A 14,634-nucleotide genomic window follows, 5' to 3' on the forward strand; every position below is an offset into this window, starting at 1 on the left:
GCAAGAGGCTTGAAGGAGGAAGCACGGATTTGAAAGTTAGAAGTAACAATTTTACGTATCAATATACTAATAGTATGAAGTTTAAATTTGAAAGCTTATTAATTTGGCAAAAGGCAATGGACTTAGGTGATAATATGGATAAGCTCACAGAGTTGTTTCCTGAAAAAGAAATTTATAACTTATCATCTCAGATACGAAGAGCTTCTGATTCTGTAGCACTGAATATTTCCGAAGGTTCAATATTGCAATCTGGTGCTGAATTTAGAAAGTTTTTAGGATATTCAATTCGTTCAATTGCTGAGGTCGTAACTTGTTTACACAAAGCAAAACGAAGAAACTATATTAGTCAAAAAGCTTTTGACGGTTTTTATAAAGATTGTTTTGATTTAATGAATATGACTATAGCTTTTAGAAATAAAGTGAAATAATAAAAAATAATTTGGCATAGAGATAGAGCTTCAATCTTCTAACTTCGTGCTTCAAACTTAATAATACCATGGCAATAGATATTATAGCATTCATAGTGGGAATTTTATTAGGAGTCTTCATTTACTGGAGAGAATCTAATAGTAATGGAGTTTACAGATTTGTAAATAAAATTATGAATAGTAAAGAATTACAAATGAGTCCAGATAACCCAAAAGGATTCATATTTAAACAAACATTTTTACCTCGGTTAATATTTGTTGTTTTTTTAGTTCTTGTTTTAGCGCTAATAGCAGAGTTTTTAACACCATTGACTGTTTTTTCAAGTTATAACGGTATTTCGGCATTTGCATCATTCGCAACAGGAACATTATTAGGCACATATCTAGCCAATTTTGTAATTAAAACCACAGAAGTGGTAGAAGAAAAAAGTGATTCTTTAAGTGATTTTGTTGATGAAGCGATGGAAAAAGGCAAAGATCTTATTGAGGATTTAAAAAACAAAGACAATAAAGCAGTAGAAGAAGCAAAAAAAGAAATCGCAAAAGATCCAGAACCAAAAGCAGAACAAAAATCTGCACGTGACCGACTGAAGGATAAGGGGCTTATGTGAAAAGTATATCATCCTGAACTTGTTTCAGGATCTCATTATTAAAATTAAAAAAGAAACAAATAGATTCTGAAACAAGTTCAGAATGACAAAAACGTATCATGATAAAAAACTATTGGAATAAAGGAAAAAAACAGAAAGCAATAACAATTATTGTTGGACTGTTATTACTTATACTATTGTTCTTTTTTAGAGACGATTACCAACCTGTTTTACTATTCTTTAGAAAGTACATTTTTGTAATTCTATTGAGTGTTATCATCTTAGTTTTAGGATTAAGAAAATTCAGAAAAATAGCAAGCACAGGTGGTCGATTAGGCATCTTAGGTATTTTAATTGTGTTTTTTGGGCTGTTGTATTTTCTTGGTTGGAACCAAGGTTTGTACGATTATATGAAGACGTACAACGTATTCAATAGTCTTAATAAAGTTGAAATAGATGAGTTACCATTAACCCAAAACGAACGTATTCAACCGTTACGAAATATATTCTCAATGGCTAACGAAAGTGTAGGTGAAACCAAAGATGTATCGCTACCTCATTTGGTAAGAATTGGTACAGAGAATAAATGGACTATGGCCATTCAACCAAGTGAGAAATACGTTATGCAGCAAGTAACAGACAACACAGAGGAAGTTTTTGCGGTGAGTAGTACCACACCATTTCCAAGATTTTCAAACGAAAACAGAATAGATGTTACCTTCTCAATAGGTGAATCATTAAAGTTTAGTAGAAATACATACAATGCAGTTGTACAGCGTTTTAATCCTTGGATGCTCTTTAATTATGAGCCAAGTGATACGTTTTACATGAAAAACGATGAAGGAAATTGGGTGCAAGTAGTCAGTTTAATAAAATGGAAAGGCTTCTTTTTTCCATATCCAACTTTTGGAGGTGTTATGATTATTGAAAGTGGTGAGCACGATTTTAATGATTACATAGAGCGTGTTGCCATTGGTAAAGGTACTTTTGTAAGTCCGGACGAAATAAAGAATTACAAGTTTTTACAAAAGCAGAATACTCTGGCAGAGAGTGTATCGCAGTTACAAGCAGAATCTTTAAAATTTTTAGGAGGCTTTAGTGATCCGTTACCTTGGAATATGGAAACTGCAGTTAAAATTCCATTGATGCCAAAAGATCAGAATCAGCAACCTTATGTAACAGATTTTGATTTTGCAGGAAGTAACTCAGATGCCTACAGTGGCTTATACCATTGGTTTGGTTTAGAACCAGTAGGTGAGGAGCGCACCAGTTTAAGCTATAGTGTGTTTGTGCCAGCAGATGGTACAGACAAGTTGTATTATTACGACCACGCTACCAAAAAACAAGGGTATGCAGGTGTTTCTGCAATGCCATTAAAAGTGAAAGAATCGCGCAAAGAATACGATTGGAATGCGAGTACACCAGTTGAATTTAGACCTTACATAAAAGATATTGCAGGTAGAAAGCGCATGTTCTTTTTAGGAACAATTTCATCAATAAGTGATACAAACTCGCAGCAATTTGATGGTTCTGCAACACCAGATTTAGTCTTAATCGATAGCGAATATCGTGATGTGATTTGGATTGATGTAAAACACCCAAGCACTTGGGACGAAACCGTTTATAATCAGTTAAACGAAGCCTGGAGATCTAGTGAAGGTATAGGATATTACTACAAAGAGCAACCAAAAGATGAAGATTTAATGCAAATGCAGATAGACTCTCTAAAAACTATTCCTCAGGTTAATGAAAACTCAGAAATGATTGATGCTTTGCAACGTCAGATTGATTCTTTGAAGGCTTTGAATAATTAAAAATTTTACAGATAAAACAAACCTATGAGTTCAAAATTCTACGATTTTAAAAATTTAAAAGGAGATTTAACAGGTGGCTTAGTTGCTGGTGTTGTAGCGTTGCCATTAGCACTGGCATTTGGTGTACAATCTGGCTTAGGTGCTATTGCAGGCCTTTATGGCGCTATTGCAGTTGGTATATTTGCTGCAATTTTTGGTGGTACAACAACGCAAGCCAGTGGACCAACAGGTCCAATGACCGTTGTGTCTGCAGCTTTGGTTGCAGCTGCGATTGAGATCACAGGAAGTTTAGAAGCTGCCATGCCAATCGTTATTCTTACATTTTTATTGGGTGGCATTTTTCAAATTGTTTTTGGGCTTATAAATATAGCAGGTTATGTAAAATACTTTCCGTATCCTGTGGTTTCTGGTTTTATGAGTGGAGTAGGACTCATTATCATTATTCTTCAATTGTTTCCTTTTGCAGGTTTAGGTTCAGAAAAATCGACTTGGTTGGTAATGCAAGACTTGCCTAGGCTATTCTCAGATTTTAATTGGCAAGCTGTTGCATTAGGTTCATTTACTGTTGTAGTGTATTTGGTATTTCCATACATCACTAAAGCCATTCCGAGTGCATTGGTAGCTTTAATATTAGCTTCTGTGGCAAGTTTCTTTTTAAAGTGGGACGTGCCAATTATTGGAGATATACCTTCAGGCTTACCAAGTTTACAAGTATCAGGATTATTTTCTATAGATGCCAGTGCTTATGCCTTAGTGTTAGAATACGCTTTAGTCTTAGCAGTTTTAGGCTCTATTGATTCCTTATTAACTTCTGTAATTGCTGATAACATGACCAAAACCAAACACAATAGTAATAGAGAATTAATTGGTCAAGGTATTGGAAACTCTATTGCAGCCATTTTTGGTGGAATTCCAGGTGCAGGAGCAACAAAAGGAACGGTTATAAATATTAATTCTGGTGGTCGTACAAGATTGTCTGGTGCAGTTCATGGTTTGTTCTTATTAGCTGTTTTATTGGGCTTAGGGAAGTTAGCAGCTTATATACCATTGTCTGTTTTAGCTGGTTTACTAATACCTATTGCGTTTAAAATTATTGATGTTAAAGGGTTGAAGCATTTATTAGTAGTACCACGAGCAGATGCTGTAGTTTTAATCATTGTGCTTTTAATTACAACTTTTGGAAGTTTAATACAAGCTGTAGGAATCGGTTTATTACTTGCGTCTTTATTATTTATGAAACGCGCCAGTGATATTGGTGAAAAAGGTATGGAAGTTGGTACTATTGCTGGTTTTGATGGTGAAAAACCATGGCAAGATGAAAAAGAATTTTATGAAGCTTATAAAGATAAAGTTTACATAAAACATCTTTATGGACCTTTATTTTTTGGATTCACGTCACACTTTCAAGATGAAATAAAAAACATACCAGAACAAGTTAAAGCATTAATTATACGTATGGATCGTGTGCCATATATAGATCAATCAGGTCTTTATGCTTTAGAAAATGCCGTTTTAGATTTAGAACAGCGTGGTATTCAAGTTTTATTAACAGCAGTACAAGAGCAGCCAAAAGACAAATTGGTTTCTATAGATATTGTTCCAGATTTAATTTCTGAAGCACATATTTTTGAAGATATCAATGGAGCTTTTGATTATCTAAAGTCCCATTTTAAACTTTAAGCTCTAGTAGCATCTTAATATCTGCACGATTGTATGGACTATTGGTTTCTACACTAAGTTCTTTAAAACCAAATTTGCGATAAAGATAAATCGCGTTTTCTAACTTGGTATTAGAATAGAGTAGAAGTGCTTTGAACTGTTTTGCTTTAGCAAAATCGATACAATGTTGTAATAATTTTTGGCCTATTTTGTAGCCACGCATCTCAGGAGATACAGCCATTTTAGTTAACTCTAAAATACCATTTTCCCCAGTTGGCATAAGCGCTACAGTTCCAACAACAATGTCATCTTTTAAAGCAAAGAATATAAAGCCACCTTTATCAATAATGTATTTGTTGGGTTTACTAAGTACTTCTTCGTCGTAAGGCTCTACATAAAAGAATGTTTTTAGCCATTCAATATTCAAATCATAGAAACGTGGTGCATATTCGGATTTATAATCTATAATTTTAATGTCCATTGGCTTTAATAAAGTCTGTAATTAAATAGGTAATGAGTTTTCCAACTTTGGTTTCTGTTTTAGATGTAGGTGCAGCTTCGCAAATGTGTAAATAACTTGCATTTTCGTGCTTAGCAAAATAATGCACAAATTGTCTGGCTTGTTTTACACTAAAACCGCTAGGTGTTGCAGCACTGCTCGGAATATTTTCTATTGCGTCGCAATCTATCTCTATACCAAAAGATTTTGTAGATACATGGCTTAGACCACGCTCTAACTCTGTATTGTAAATTAACTCATTTCTTACTTCTAAAGCTTCGTAAGTGTTGTATTTAATAGCTTTTACTTTATTTAATGTTTTAAGAAGTTTGTCTGATGTGTAATTTTCGTGTAAACCAAAGATGAAATAATTTTTCAAAAATCCTTCAGCAAAAGTATAGCTAAAACCGTTTCCGCTATGTCGTCCTTCTTCGGCTCTAAAATCGGTATGTGCATCAAAGTTAATAACATTGACTCTTTCGTTTTTTGCTAAGGATAATCCTTTAATGTTTCCGTAAGCATTGTTGTGTCCACCACCTATTATTATTGGTGTTTTTCCTGCTTTTACAATAGATGAAACTAAATATGTTACATCCTTATCAATAGTATCTACAAAGTCTCTAGCTTTGGCAATATTCTTTTTAGATGGCTTTTCGTTTACAATATTTCTTGCTTCAGAATAGTCTAAATGACCTAAAATTAAAACTCGATTAGGATTAGTATAACTGTTATTCTGAATATTTAACAAAACTTTTACAGAGGCTTCCCAAGCCTTATAAGTGCCTGTTTGTCCGTGATTTGCATAAACTCCAATGTCTTCAGAAATACCAAAAATAACATAGTCAACGTCTAAACTAGAAATATCATCGTATATGTTAGTGAGGTTAGATATTAACTGAATATGTTCTCCAAATTTTGATTCTCCTTTGCGAAGCTTTAAAAGTGTATCGCGATCTTTTGAAGTAAATAAAACGAGATTTTGCATTTGGATGTTTAAATAAAAATTGAAAAATAAAAGTACAGCTTTATTTAAAAATTTTAACCTTAATTTAGATTATTAAAACAAGAATTAACAAATTACTTAAACACAAATTTTATGGAAGGTTCACAAAAAACTAGCGTCGGTCTTAAAGTAGGATTAGGTATTCTATTAGTATTATTTTTAGGAACTGCTTTTTATGCTTCTAAGTTATATACTGAGAAAAAAGAAGAAGAAAAAGTATTTGTAACTGAAAAACAGCAGTTAATGAATGACTATAGCTCTATAAGAGACCAATATAACGAAGCCATTGCTGCAAGTGAAGTTAAAGATCAAGATTTAATTGAAGCAAGAGATCGTATTCAAGGTTTAATGGATTCTCTTAAAGTATCTCAAAAAAGTGTAAACAGTTTATGGAGTTATAAAAAGAGATTTTTAGCACTACAAGAAGAGAAAGAAGAGTTGTTAGCTGAGAATGATCGTTTAAAAGTTGAAAACGAATATTTAGCAACATCTTTAGATAGCACACAAGTGCAGTTAGCAGAGCGTACAGTATTTACAGACTCTTTATTAATACAAAATACTGAGCTAGCTACTGTTGTAAATGATGCATCTGCTTTACAGACTGTAGGTCTTAAAGGTATGGGAGTTATAGAAAGACGTAGCGGAAGACAAATCCCAACTGAAAGAGCAGGACGAAGCGATAAAATTAAAATCTGTTTTATAGTTGCAAAAAACACTATAGCAGATGCAGGTGATAAAGAATTATACGTGCAGGTTATAGATCCTAAAAACAATGTTTTAGGTGCTAACGAGCAAATACAATTTGAAGACCAAGTATTAAACTATAGTTTAATCAGCCGTTTTAATTATGAAAACAGAAACTTAAACATCTGTGAATATATAGCACAGTCTGAAGATACTGATTTTGAAAAAGGACGTTACCAAATAAACGTTTTTAATGATAAAGAATTGATTTCTACGTCAGAGTTTACTCTGAAATAAGATTTCAAAGATTGATTGATTGATTGATAGTTAAATCCGGAAGTTTTCTTCCGGATTTTTTATATCCTTTAATTGCCCATTAATAATGACTTGTTCTATAGGATTATGACCAAAAGCATAAGGTATTTCACTGTAATCGCTTAATGGTTTTGTAATGATAAGGTTTGCTTTTTTTCCTCTGGTAATACTACCATACATATTGCTTATTCCCATAGCGTAAGCACCATTTATAGTAGCTGCATTGATAGCCTCTTCTGGTGTCATTTTTAGTTTTACACAAGCAGCACTTACAATAAAGTTCATGTTTCCGCTAGGAGCAGAGCCAGGATTATAATCTGTAGCAATAGCCAAAGGCAAGCCAGCATCAATAATTTTTCTTGCAGGTGTATAAGGAATACTTAAAAAATAAGAACAACCAGGTAAAGCTACAGGTATAGTTTCAGATTTTTTTAGAGCTTTTATGTCGTTATCATCTAGCTCTTCAAGATGATCTACAGATAAAGCGTCGTATTTAGCACCAAGGCCAACACCGCCAAGAATATTAAACTGATTTACATGAATCTTTGGTTTCATGTTGTACTCGGCAGCAGCTTTTAATATGGCTTCTGTATCATTAAGATCAAAGTAGCCTTTTTCACAGAAAACATCAATATAGTGGCTAATATTTAATTTTGAAGCTTCAGGAATAAGTTCATCCGTAATAAGCTTTATATAATCTTCTTTTTTGTCTTTATATTCAGCCGGAATGGCATGTGCTGCTAAAAGCGTTGGTGTAATCTTAGCTAAACTTTCTTGTTTTATACGCTTTATTACACGAAGCATTTTTAATTCAGCATCAACCGTTAAGCCATAACCTGTTTTTATTTCAAAAGCACAGGTTCCCATTCGTATAAGCTCTTCAAGTCTATTGATGGATTGTTCATACAGGTCATCTTCAGATGTATCTTGAAGCAATTTTGCAGAATTTAAAATACCACCACCACGATTAGCAATATCCTCATAACTTAGCCCATTAATTCTATCAACAAACTCTGAGGTTCTGTTGCCAGCATAAACAATGTGTGTGTGTGAGTCGCACCAAGCAGGCAAAACAATTTTGCCAGTAGCATCTATAATGGTTTCGGCTTCAATACCATGACAATATTCCATATCTCCATATTCTATAATAGTATCGTGCTCTATATATAGATAGGCGTTTTCTAGTACAGGAAGCGTTTTCATGTCTTCACCTTTAACTATCATTACGTTATAATCGTGGACTTGTACGAGTTGTTTTATGTTTTTTATTAGAATGGACATAAGTTGGCTTTTTGGTAAAGTTCTCTATTTTTTTTGATAAAAAAAAACGCAGATTTTATAACCTGCGTTTTTTGTTTATTTGTATTATAAAATCTTATTTAAGACTACCAACCATATCTTCTGGTTTTACCCATTCGTCGTAGTCTTCTGCAGAAACATAACCTAAATTAATTGCTTCTTCTTTAAGTGTTGTTCCGTTTTTATGAGCTGTGTTTGCAATTTCAGCAGCTTTGTAATAGCCTATCTTAGTATTAAGCGCAGTAACAAGCATTAAAGAGTTGTTTAATAATTCTTTAATTACAGCATGGTTTGGTTCTATACCATTAGCACAATTTTCTTCAAAACTTACACAAGCATCACCAATTAATTGTGCGGATTGCAAAATGTTAGCAGCCATCATAGGTTTAAAGACGTTAAGCTCGTAATGCCCTTGTGTACCACCAACAGTAACAGCAACATCGTTACCCATAACTTGTGCGCAAACCATAGTTAAAGCTTCGCATTGTGTTGGGTTTACTTTTCCTGGCATAATAGAACTTCCTGGTTCGTTAGCAGGAATTATAATTTCGCCAATACCAGAACGAGGTCCAGAAGCCATCATTCTAATATCATTAGCTATTTTGTTTAAGGATACAGCTAGTTGTTTTAATGCTCCGTGAGTTTCTACAATAGCGTCGTGTGCAGCTAAAGCTTCAAACTTATTTTCAGCAGTGATAAATGGTAAGTCAGTAAATTCTGCAATATATTTTGCAACTAACACGTCATAACCTTCAGGTGTGTTTAAGCCAGTACCAACAGCTGTTCCTCCTAGTGCTAATTCACTTAAATGTGCCAGAGTGCTCTCTAGAGCTTTTAAGCCATGATCTAATTGAGATACATAACCAGAAAATTCTTGACCCAAAGTTAAAGGTGTTGCATCCATAAGGTGCGTACGACCAATTTTTACAACATCTTTAAAAGCAATGGCTTTATTGTGTAGTGTGTTTCTTAATTGTATAACACCAGGAATAGTAGTTTCTACAACTTTTTTGTATGCAGCAATGTGCATACCTGTAGGGAAGGTGTCATTAGACGATTGCGACTTGTTAACATCATCGTTTGGTTGTATGGTTTTATCTCCTTCTCCAATAACTTTACCTGCAATTTGGTGTGCTCTGTTGGCAATTACTTCATTAACATTCATGTTACTTTGTGTACCAGAACCTGTTTGCCAGATTACTAACGGAAACTGATCGTTGTGTTTGCCTTCTAAAATCTCATCACAAACCTGTGCAATAAGATCGCGTTTTTCTTTGCCTAAAACGCCTAAATCACAGTTAGCATAAGCAGCAGCTTTCTTAAGATAAGCAAAGCCATAAACCACTTCTAATGGCATAGAACCTGGAGCTCCAATTTTAAAGTTATTACGAGAACGCTCGGTTTGAGCTCCCCAAAGTTTATCTGAAGGAACTTTTACCTCACCCATAGTGTCTTTTTCTATTCTGTATGTCATGATAATGTATGTTTTTTAACGCTTCACAAAATTACAGTTTTTGTAAGTGTATTGCTATTAAAATTGAGGTTTTGTTTTTTAGTACAAAGCAAGTTTTTGAAGTAATTTGTCGTTATAATGGTTTGTTAAACCTTGTAAATTAGGTTGCTAATAATTTTTTTATATCTTGAACGTTAAATTTTTTAAACGCTATTAACTAACAAACAAGCCTCATTATCATGAAAAAAAACCTATTTGTTTTATTCCTGTTTATAGGAGTAATTAATGTTTTCGCTCAAACAGAACTTGACGACAGTAATGCAGAATCAAAATTACTTGTTAACAACGACAGATTAATCGTCTTAGATTTTTATGCTACTTGGTGTGGTCCTTGCAAAATGATGGATCCAATAATTAAGGAATTAGAAGAGAAGTATGGAGACCGTGTGGATTTTTACAAAATCGATATTGATAAAAATAAAGTAGATGATGCGTTGGGTATTACTGCTGTACCAACCTATTTTTTTATAAAAAATAGTTCAAACTTAGAACATTTAGAAGGTGCTATGAGTAAAGAAAAAATGGAAAATCTAATAAAAAAGCACATGGATGGCGAAGTAGAGGAGGTTGTTGTAACTTCTACAGACGATTATGTAGAACCGTCTAGATACAATGTGTGGGAAAAACATGATGATTCTGATGAGTTTGGGCAAGATGTGTTGGACAGTATTTGGTATTCTTGGGAAAAATTAAACACATTATCTTGGCATGCTTATCTAGAGCACAATAATGTAAAAGATTTATTAAAAGCTATAAAAGCCATAGAGCGTTCTATAGAACTAGATGCTAATAGTTTTAATACCGATACGCATGCAGCATTATTGTACAAAACAGGTAACTACACTAAGGCATTAAAAGTGGCTAAAAAAGCTATAGATTATGCTAAAGAAGAAGGCGAGAACTACGAACATACAACAGAGTTGATAGAGAAAATTATTGATGAAATGTAGATATTACAGACAAGTCTAAATAACAAAAAAAGCCCAGATAACTCTGGGCTTTTTTTGTTATGTGTAAAATTTAAGCTTATTTTTTTACAGATGTTATAACAACATTAGATTTAACGGTTTGTCCTTCAATAGAAAAAGCCATGTTAACCTCAGATTTTATAACATTTCCTGTTTTAATCTCAATACTGCTTTTTCCATCTATAGAACCTCCTGCAGCTCCAGCAACTTTTCCTGTTACTTTAAGTTCTACAGTATCATTTGTAATAGACGTTACCTCATAAGTGCTTTCAATGCTCATTCCTTTTTGTTCCTTAGTTACTGTCCACTTAGAACCAACTTCTACAGTTTCCTCAGGATATACCATGCCACCCATGTTATCTTTAAAAGCGCTAATATCTGCCATACCAGACTTAAGCTCTGTATTGGTAATGTTACCTAGTTTATCATTCTCAACAACCAAAACAGATTCTAGTAATTTTTTCATTTCAGAGTGTGCACCTTGTGCGAAAGGATCCATCTCAGACTCTTTAGTGTTAGAATCGTACTTCATTTTTTGACCCATAGATTCCATATCCATAGATACATGGCTAAATGTAGCTTCTGTTACAATATTATTGTCTTCAACATTGGTAACATTAAGATTCATAGACATGGTCATATCCATTGTCATCACTTCTCCCATGTCTTGACTCATTATTGTTTTTACTTCGTATTTATCACCTTCCTCGTAGTTTAAACGTAATAAAACTTTGTCTTGCGAAAAGCCTAATATGCTTACGCACAGTAATAAGGCTAATAGTACTTTTTTCATTTTGTATTTTTATATGTGTTATACGAGCAAATATAAGATTTAATACGAGTTGGTATCATTAAGCCTATAAAACTTTGGTATGTCTTTTATTTTTAATGATTTAAGTTGAAAAATACGTATGGTTACGTATTGATGTTTTGGTTTAAAAAGGTAACTTCGCTTATCGGTGGATATAAATCCATTTAAACAGATTCATACCCTAATCGTTGGAGGTAATTAAAACCGAAATTAATATATGATTAAAATTGATTTAGATGATACTTTTGATGCTAATTCAGCAAGTGAAGATTTAACTAGGTTTACTTTTAATTCTGAATTGAGGGATGATAATGTAGTAGAATTGCATGTTTTAATTAGTGAACATCCTGATCCATTACTGCCTGGAGTATATAATTTAGCATTTGGTCCTTTAGGAGAAGATAACGAAATAGATGATAAAATAATTCTTCGTCATAAAAATGTAAATAAAGTGTTTTCTACTGTACTTTTATTTGCAATTACATTTTTGGAAAATTATAGCGATGAAAATTATTCTATTGGAATAGATGGTTCTAATGAAACTAGAGCAAATTTATATCATAGAATGTTTAGATATAATTATGACCATCTATCAGATACGATTGTAACAGTTGGAGTTGATTGGTATGTAAAACTTTTAAGAAATGGCACAGATATTGAAAGAGATAGTGGTGGAATACCTTTATTTAAACCAAGACCTGAACCTTTTGATTTAAATAGAAGTCCAAGAGATTTATATAGATATTACATATTCTCTTTAAATAATTAAAATATATTATTATCTTTGTATTATGAGACAAACTGTTCAAAATAAGATTACTAACCTTAAAGCTTTAGCTAAAGGTAGTGTTTCTAATTCTGTTGCTAAAAGTTCTTCTCGAATAGTTAATGATAATTTATCTAAAGCTATTCGTAGTGAAAGAGATGCAAAAGTATTTAGAAAGGAACTTACTATTGCTTTTAAATTAGCAAAAGAATAAAGTTAAAAACGATTATATATAATATAGTTAGGCCTACTTTATTAAAGTGGGCTTTTTTTATTAAAATAACTACCGCCAACAATAGCTATAAATAATTGCTTGTTATGACCTATTTCCGAAAATCCTTGCAGAATTTTCAACTTGTCGTGTACTTGCAAAGTTTCGTGACAACCCACGCAACAAATCATACACAATCCGATAAGCGCAACCAAAATCTCACTAAAATTTATACCCAAACTTAAAACCTAGTGTAAAATTAAAGTGATTATTATTGTTTAAGCCTTCAATATTGCGTCTTCGGTAATCAAAATGTCCACGGTCATCAATAAGAGTGTCCGTTTCAGGATTGTAATTTCTATTTACGTTTTTAATATCAAATAACCTTACTCCAAAACCAGAGTATAAATCAATAAAGTAATTTTTGCCAATAGGATAATTTAAACCGTATTTTATATTAAATATGTTTACCGATTTGCGCACTACTAATGTTTCGTCTATGATATAGCTTATGTCTTCTGCATCTCTTCTAAAGCTAATATCTTCATTAAATTGATATCTTATAAAACGCGATTCCAAGCCAATGTATTCGTTTACTCTTGGGTTGCTGGATATACTCAGTAGGTTATAATATTTTAGCTCATACCTAAAAGATCTTCCTTTGTTTTTTACAAGTTTTATTTTAGGATTTCTTCCACTGCCAAGTCTTTTAGAAAACACAGTACCATATTCTGCACTAAGGCTTAACCTGTCTGTAACAAAATACTCTGCACCCAAGGTAAGCATAGGTTGCGAAAATACGTCCATAGCTTTTAGAGGTGTGGTGTAGACAAAAATGTCATTTCTTTTAAAATGAATGGGCTCGTTATTTGGGCTATAGAAGGTGTTTTGTGTGCTATCAATTTCGAATATAAAATTTCTCTTATACGAAAAACGGCTAGGATTGGTAAAATCTACTATAAAACCTAAATAGTATGGCGACAAAAAGTTTAAATAAAAAATACCTGAAGTACGTTTACGGTAAGCAAATTCTGTTGAGATACTATCGTTAGAAAGTTCAAACTTTAAAGAATCTCTGGAGCGTGTCGGAAAAATAATTACATGATCTTCTTTTACAATAAGTTCGTCTCCTTCAAATTTTACTTTGGTGTTTTTAGGAGCATGTATATAAACTTTATCTTTCTTGCCATTGAGTATGGTAGCACAAGAACAGAGAAAACAAAAACATACCAGTAAAAGTAGTTTGTGCATAGATTGGTTTAACCTAAGATGACAAAACTGTAAAAGGGTTGCGTAGAATGTTAAACAATTTTACCGTCAACCATAGTCAGCTTTCGGTCAGCCATATTGGCTAAATCTTGGTTGTGAGTTACAATAACAAACGTTTGCTTAAACTCGTCTCTTAACTTAAAAAAAAGTTGATGCAGTTGTTCTGCAGATTCGCTATCTAAATTACCAGATGGCTCGTCTGCAAAAATAATCTTAGGCTGATTTATTAAAGCTCTGGCAACTGCTACACGTTGCTGCTCACCACCAGACATGCTATTTGGTTTGTGGTGTATTCTGTCTTTTAAACCTAAATAATCCAGCAATTCTATAGCGCGTTTTTCAGCATCAGCTTTTGGAGTGTTGTTTATAAATGCAGGAATGCAAACATTCTCTAATGCTGTAAATTCTGGTAATAATTGATGAAACTGAAAAATAAAACCAATATGCTTGTTTCTAAACTTGGCAAGAGCTTTATCGTTGAGTGATGCAGTAGATTGTCCGTTGATTTCTAAAATGGTATCGCTTTTAAAATCGGGTTTGTCTAGTGTGCCCAAAATTTGTAGCAACGTCGTTTTACCAGCACCAGAAGCACCAACTATAGAGATAATTTCGCTTTCAGCAATGTTGACATCTACACCTTTTAAAACGTGTAAATCTTTATACGATTTGTGTATGTTGGTAGCTTTTATCATATGATAGCGAAAATACTATTTTTTTGGATTATAAGACGCTTGGTTTTCTGGACTTTTGAATTGTTAGATTTTAATGCCATTTCAATAAAAACTGAGCTGACAATTTTGCGTTG

The 14,634-nt window shown here is 33.0% G+C and carries 15 protein-coding genes; 8 read left to right on the plus strand and 7 right to left on the minus strand.

From position 1 onward, the window contains the following. Positions 1-74 precede the first annotated feature (74 nt). The 4 genes from P7122_RS06435 (at position 75) to P7122_RS06450 (ending at position 4,512) form a co-directional block, all read left to right on the plus strand. Complete coding sequence (locus tag P7122_RS06435; protein ID WP_278004954.1) at positions 75-428, plus strand: four helix bundle protein; 354 nt, start codon at positions 75-77, stop codon at positions 426-428. Between the two features lie 68 nt (positions 429-496). Further along, positions 497-1,039 (plus strand): hypothetical protein, encoded by a 543-nt coding sequence (locus tag P7122_RS06440; RefSeq protein ID WP_278004955.1) that lies wholly within the window; start codon positions 497-499, stop codon positions 1,037-1,039. 98 nt (positions 1,040-1,137) lie between these two features. Beyond that, a complete protein-coding gene (locus P7122_RS06445) occupies positions 1,138-2,832 on the plus strand; it encodes a hypothetical protein (RefSeq protein ID WP_278004956.1) in 1,695 nt (564 codons plus the stop codon). A gap of 24 nt (positions 2,833-2,856) precedes the next feature. Beyond that, entirely contained in the window at positions 2,857-4,512 is a 1,656-nt protein-coding gene (locus P7122_RS06450) for a SulP family inorganic anion transporter (protein WP_278004957.1), read from the plus strand. Here P7122_RS06450 and P7122_RS06455 read toward each other — a convergent pair. Together P7122_RS06455 and P7122_RS06460 are read right to left on the minus strand one after the other, a co-directional pair. Next, positions 4,502-4,972, minus strand: a complete 471-nt coding sequence (locus tag P7122_RS06455; RefSeq protein ID WP_278004958.1) for a GNAT family N-acetyltransferase — start codon at positions 4,970-4,972, stop codon at positions 4,502-4,504. The two genes, P7122_RS06450 and P7122_RS06455, sit on opposite strands and share 11 nt — an antisense overlap. After that, entirely contained in the window at positions 4,962-5,975 is a 1,014-nt protein-coding gene (locus tag P7122_RS06460; RefSeq protein WP_278004959.1) for a formimidoylglutamase, read from the minus strand. Before P7122_RS06460 ends, P7122_RS06455 begins: the two co-directional genes overlap by 11 nt. A 111-nt stretch (positions 5,976-6,086) precedes the next feature. Between P7122_RS06460 and P7122_RS06465 the strand changes: the two genes are divergently transcribed. After that, a complete protein-coding gene (locus tag P7122_RS06465; RefSeq protein WP_278004960.1) occupies positions 6,087-6,974 on the plus strand; it encodes a DUF8428 domain-containing protein in 888 nt (295 codons plus the stop codon). A gap of 30 nt (positions 6,975-7,004) precedes the next feature. Here the strand turns inward: P7122_RS06465 and hutI are convergent, their stop codons facing one another. Beyond that, positions 7,005-8,273: an imidazolonepropionase gene (hutI, locus tag P7122_RS06470; RefSeq protein ID WP_278004961.1), complete on the minus strand. Its 1,269-nt coding sequence runs from the start codon at positions 8,271-8,273 to the stop codon at positions 7,005-7,007. 94 nt (positions 8,274-8,367) lie between these two features. Beyond that, positions 8,368-9,765 carry a class II fumarate hydratase gene (gene fumC / locus P7122_RS06475; protein WP_278004962.1) on the minus strand — a complete coding sequence of 466 codons (1,398 nt, stop codon included), beginning with the start codon at positions 9,763-9,765 and terminating at the stop codon, positions 8,368-8,370. Positions 9,766-9,983: 218 nt separating this feature from the next. On the opposite strand from fumC, the gene P7122_RS06480 reads away from it, so the two are divergent. Continuing rightward, positions 9,984-10,754 (plus strand): thioredoxin family protein, encoded by a 771-nt coding sequence (locus tag P7122_RS06480; protein ID WP_278004963.1) that lies wholly within the window; start codon positions 9,984-9,986, stop codon positions 10,752-10,754. A 76-nt stretch (positions 10,755-10,830) separates the two neighbouring features. Here the strand turns inward: P7122_RS06480 and P7122_RS06485 are convergent, their stop codons facing one another. Further along, positions 10,831-11,565: a DUF6263 family protein gene (locus tag P7122_RS06485; protein WP_278004964.1), complete on the minus strand. Its 735-nt coding sequence runs from the start codon at positions 11,563-11,565 to the stop codon at positions 10,831-10,833. Between the two features lie 235 nt (positions 11,566-11,800). On the opposite strand from P7122_RS06485, the gene P7122_RS06490 reads away from it, so the two are divergent. Further along, the gene (locus tag P7122_RS06490) at positions 11,801-12,352 is read left to right on the plus strand and encodes a DUF6934 family protein (RefSeq protein WP_278004965.1); all 552 of its coding nucleotides are present in this window, start codon (positions 11,801-11,803) and stop codon (positions 12,350-12,352) included. A gap of 22 nt (positions 12,353-12,374) precedes the next feature. After that, a complete protein-coding gene (locus P7122_RS06495; protein ID WP_278004966.1) occupies positions 12,375-12,563 on the plus strand; it encodes a hypothetical protein in 189 nt (62 codons plus the stop codon). A 219-nt stretch (positions 12,564-12,782) separates the two neighbouring features. On the opposite strand, the gene P7122_RS06500 is transcribed toward P7122_RS06495, so the two are convergent. After that, positions 12,783-13,811 carry a hypothetical protein gene (locus P7122_RS06500; protein WP_278004967.1) on the minus strand — a complete coding sequence of 343 codons (1,029 nt, stop codon included), beginning with the start codon at positions 13,809-13,811 and terminating at the stop codon, positions 12,783-12,785. Positions 13,812-13,861: 50 nt separating this feature from the next. Next, a complete protein-coding gene (locus tag P7122_RS06505) occupies positions 13,862-14,521 on the minus strand; it encodes an ABC transporter ATP-binding protein (protein WP_278004968.1) in 660 nt (219 codons plus the stop codon). Between the last annotated feature and the right edge of the window lie 113 nt (positions 14,522-14,634).

The sequence above is a fragment of the Winogradskyella marincola genome (genome assembly GCF_029624125.1).
Classification (GTDB): Bacteria; Bacteroidota; Bacteroidia; order Flavobacteriales; family Flavobacteriaceae; genus Winogradskyella; species Winogradskyella marincola.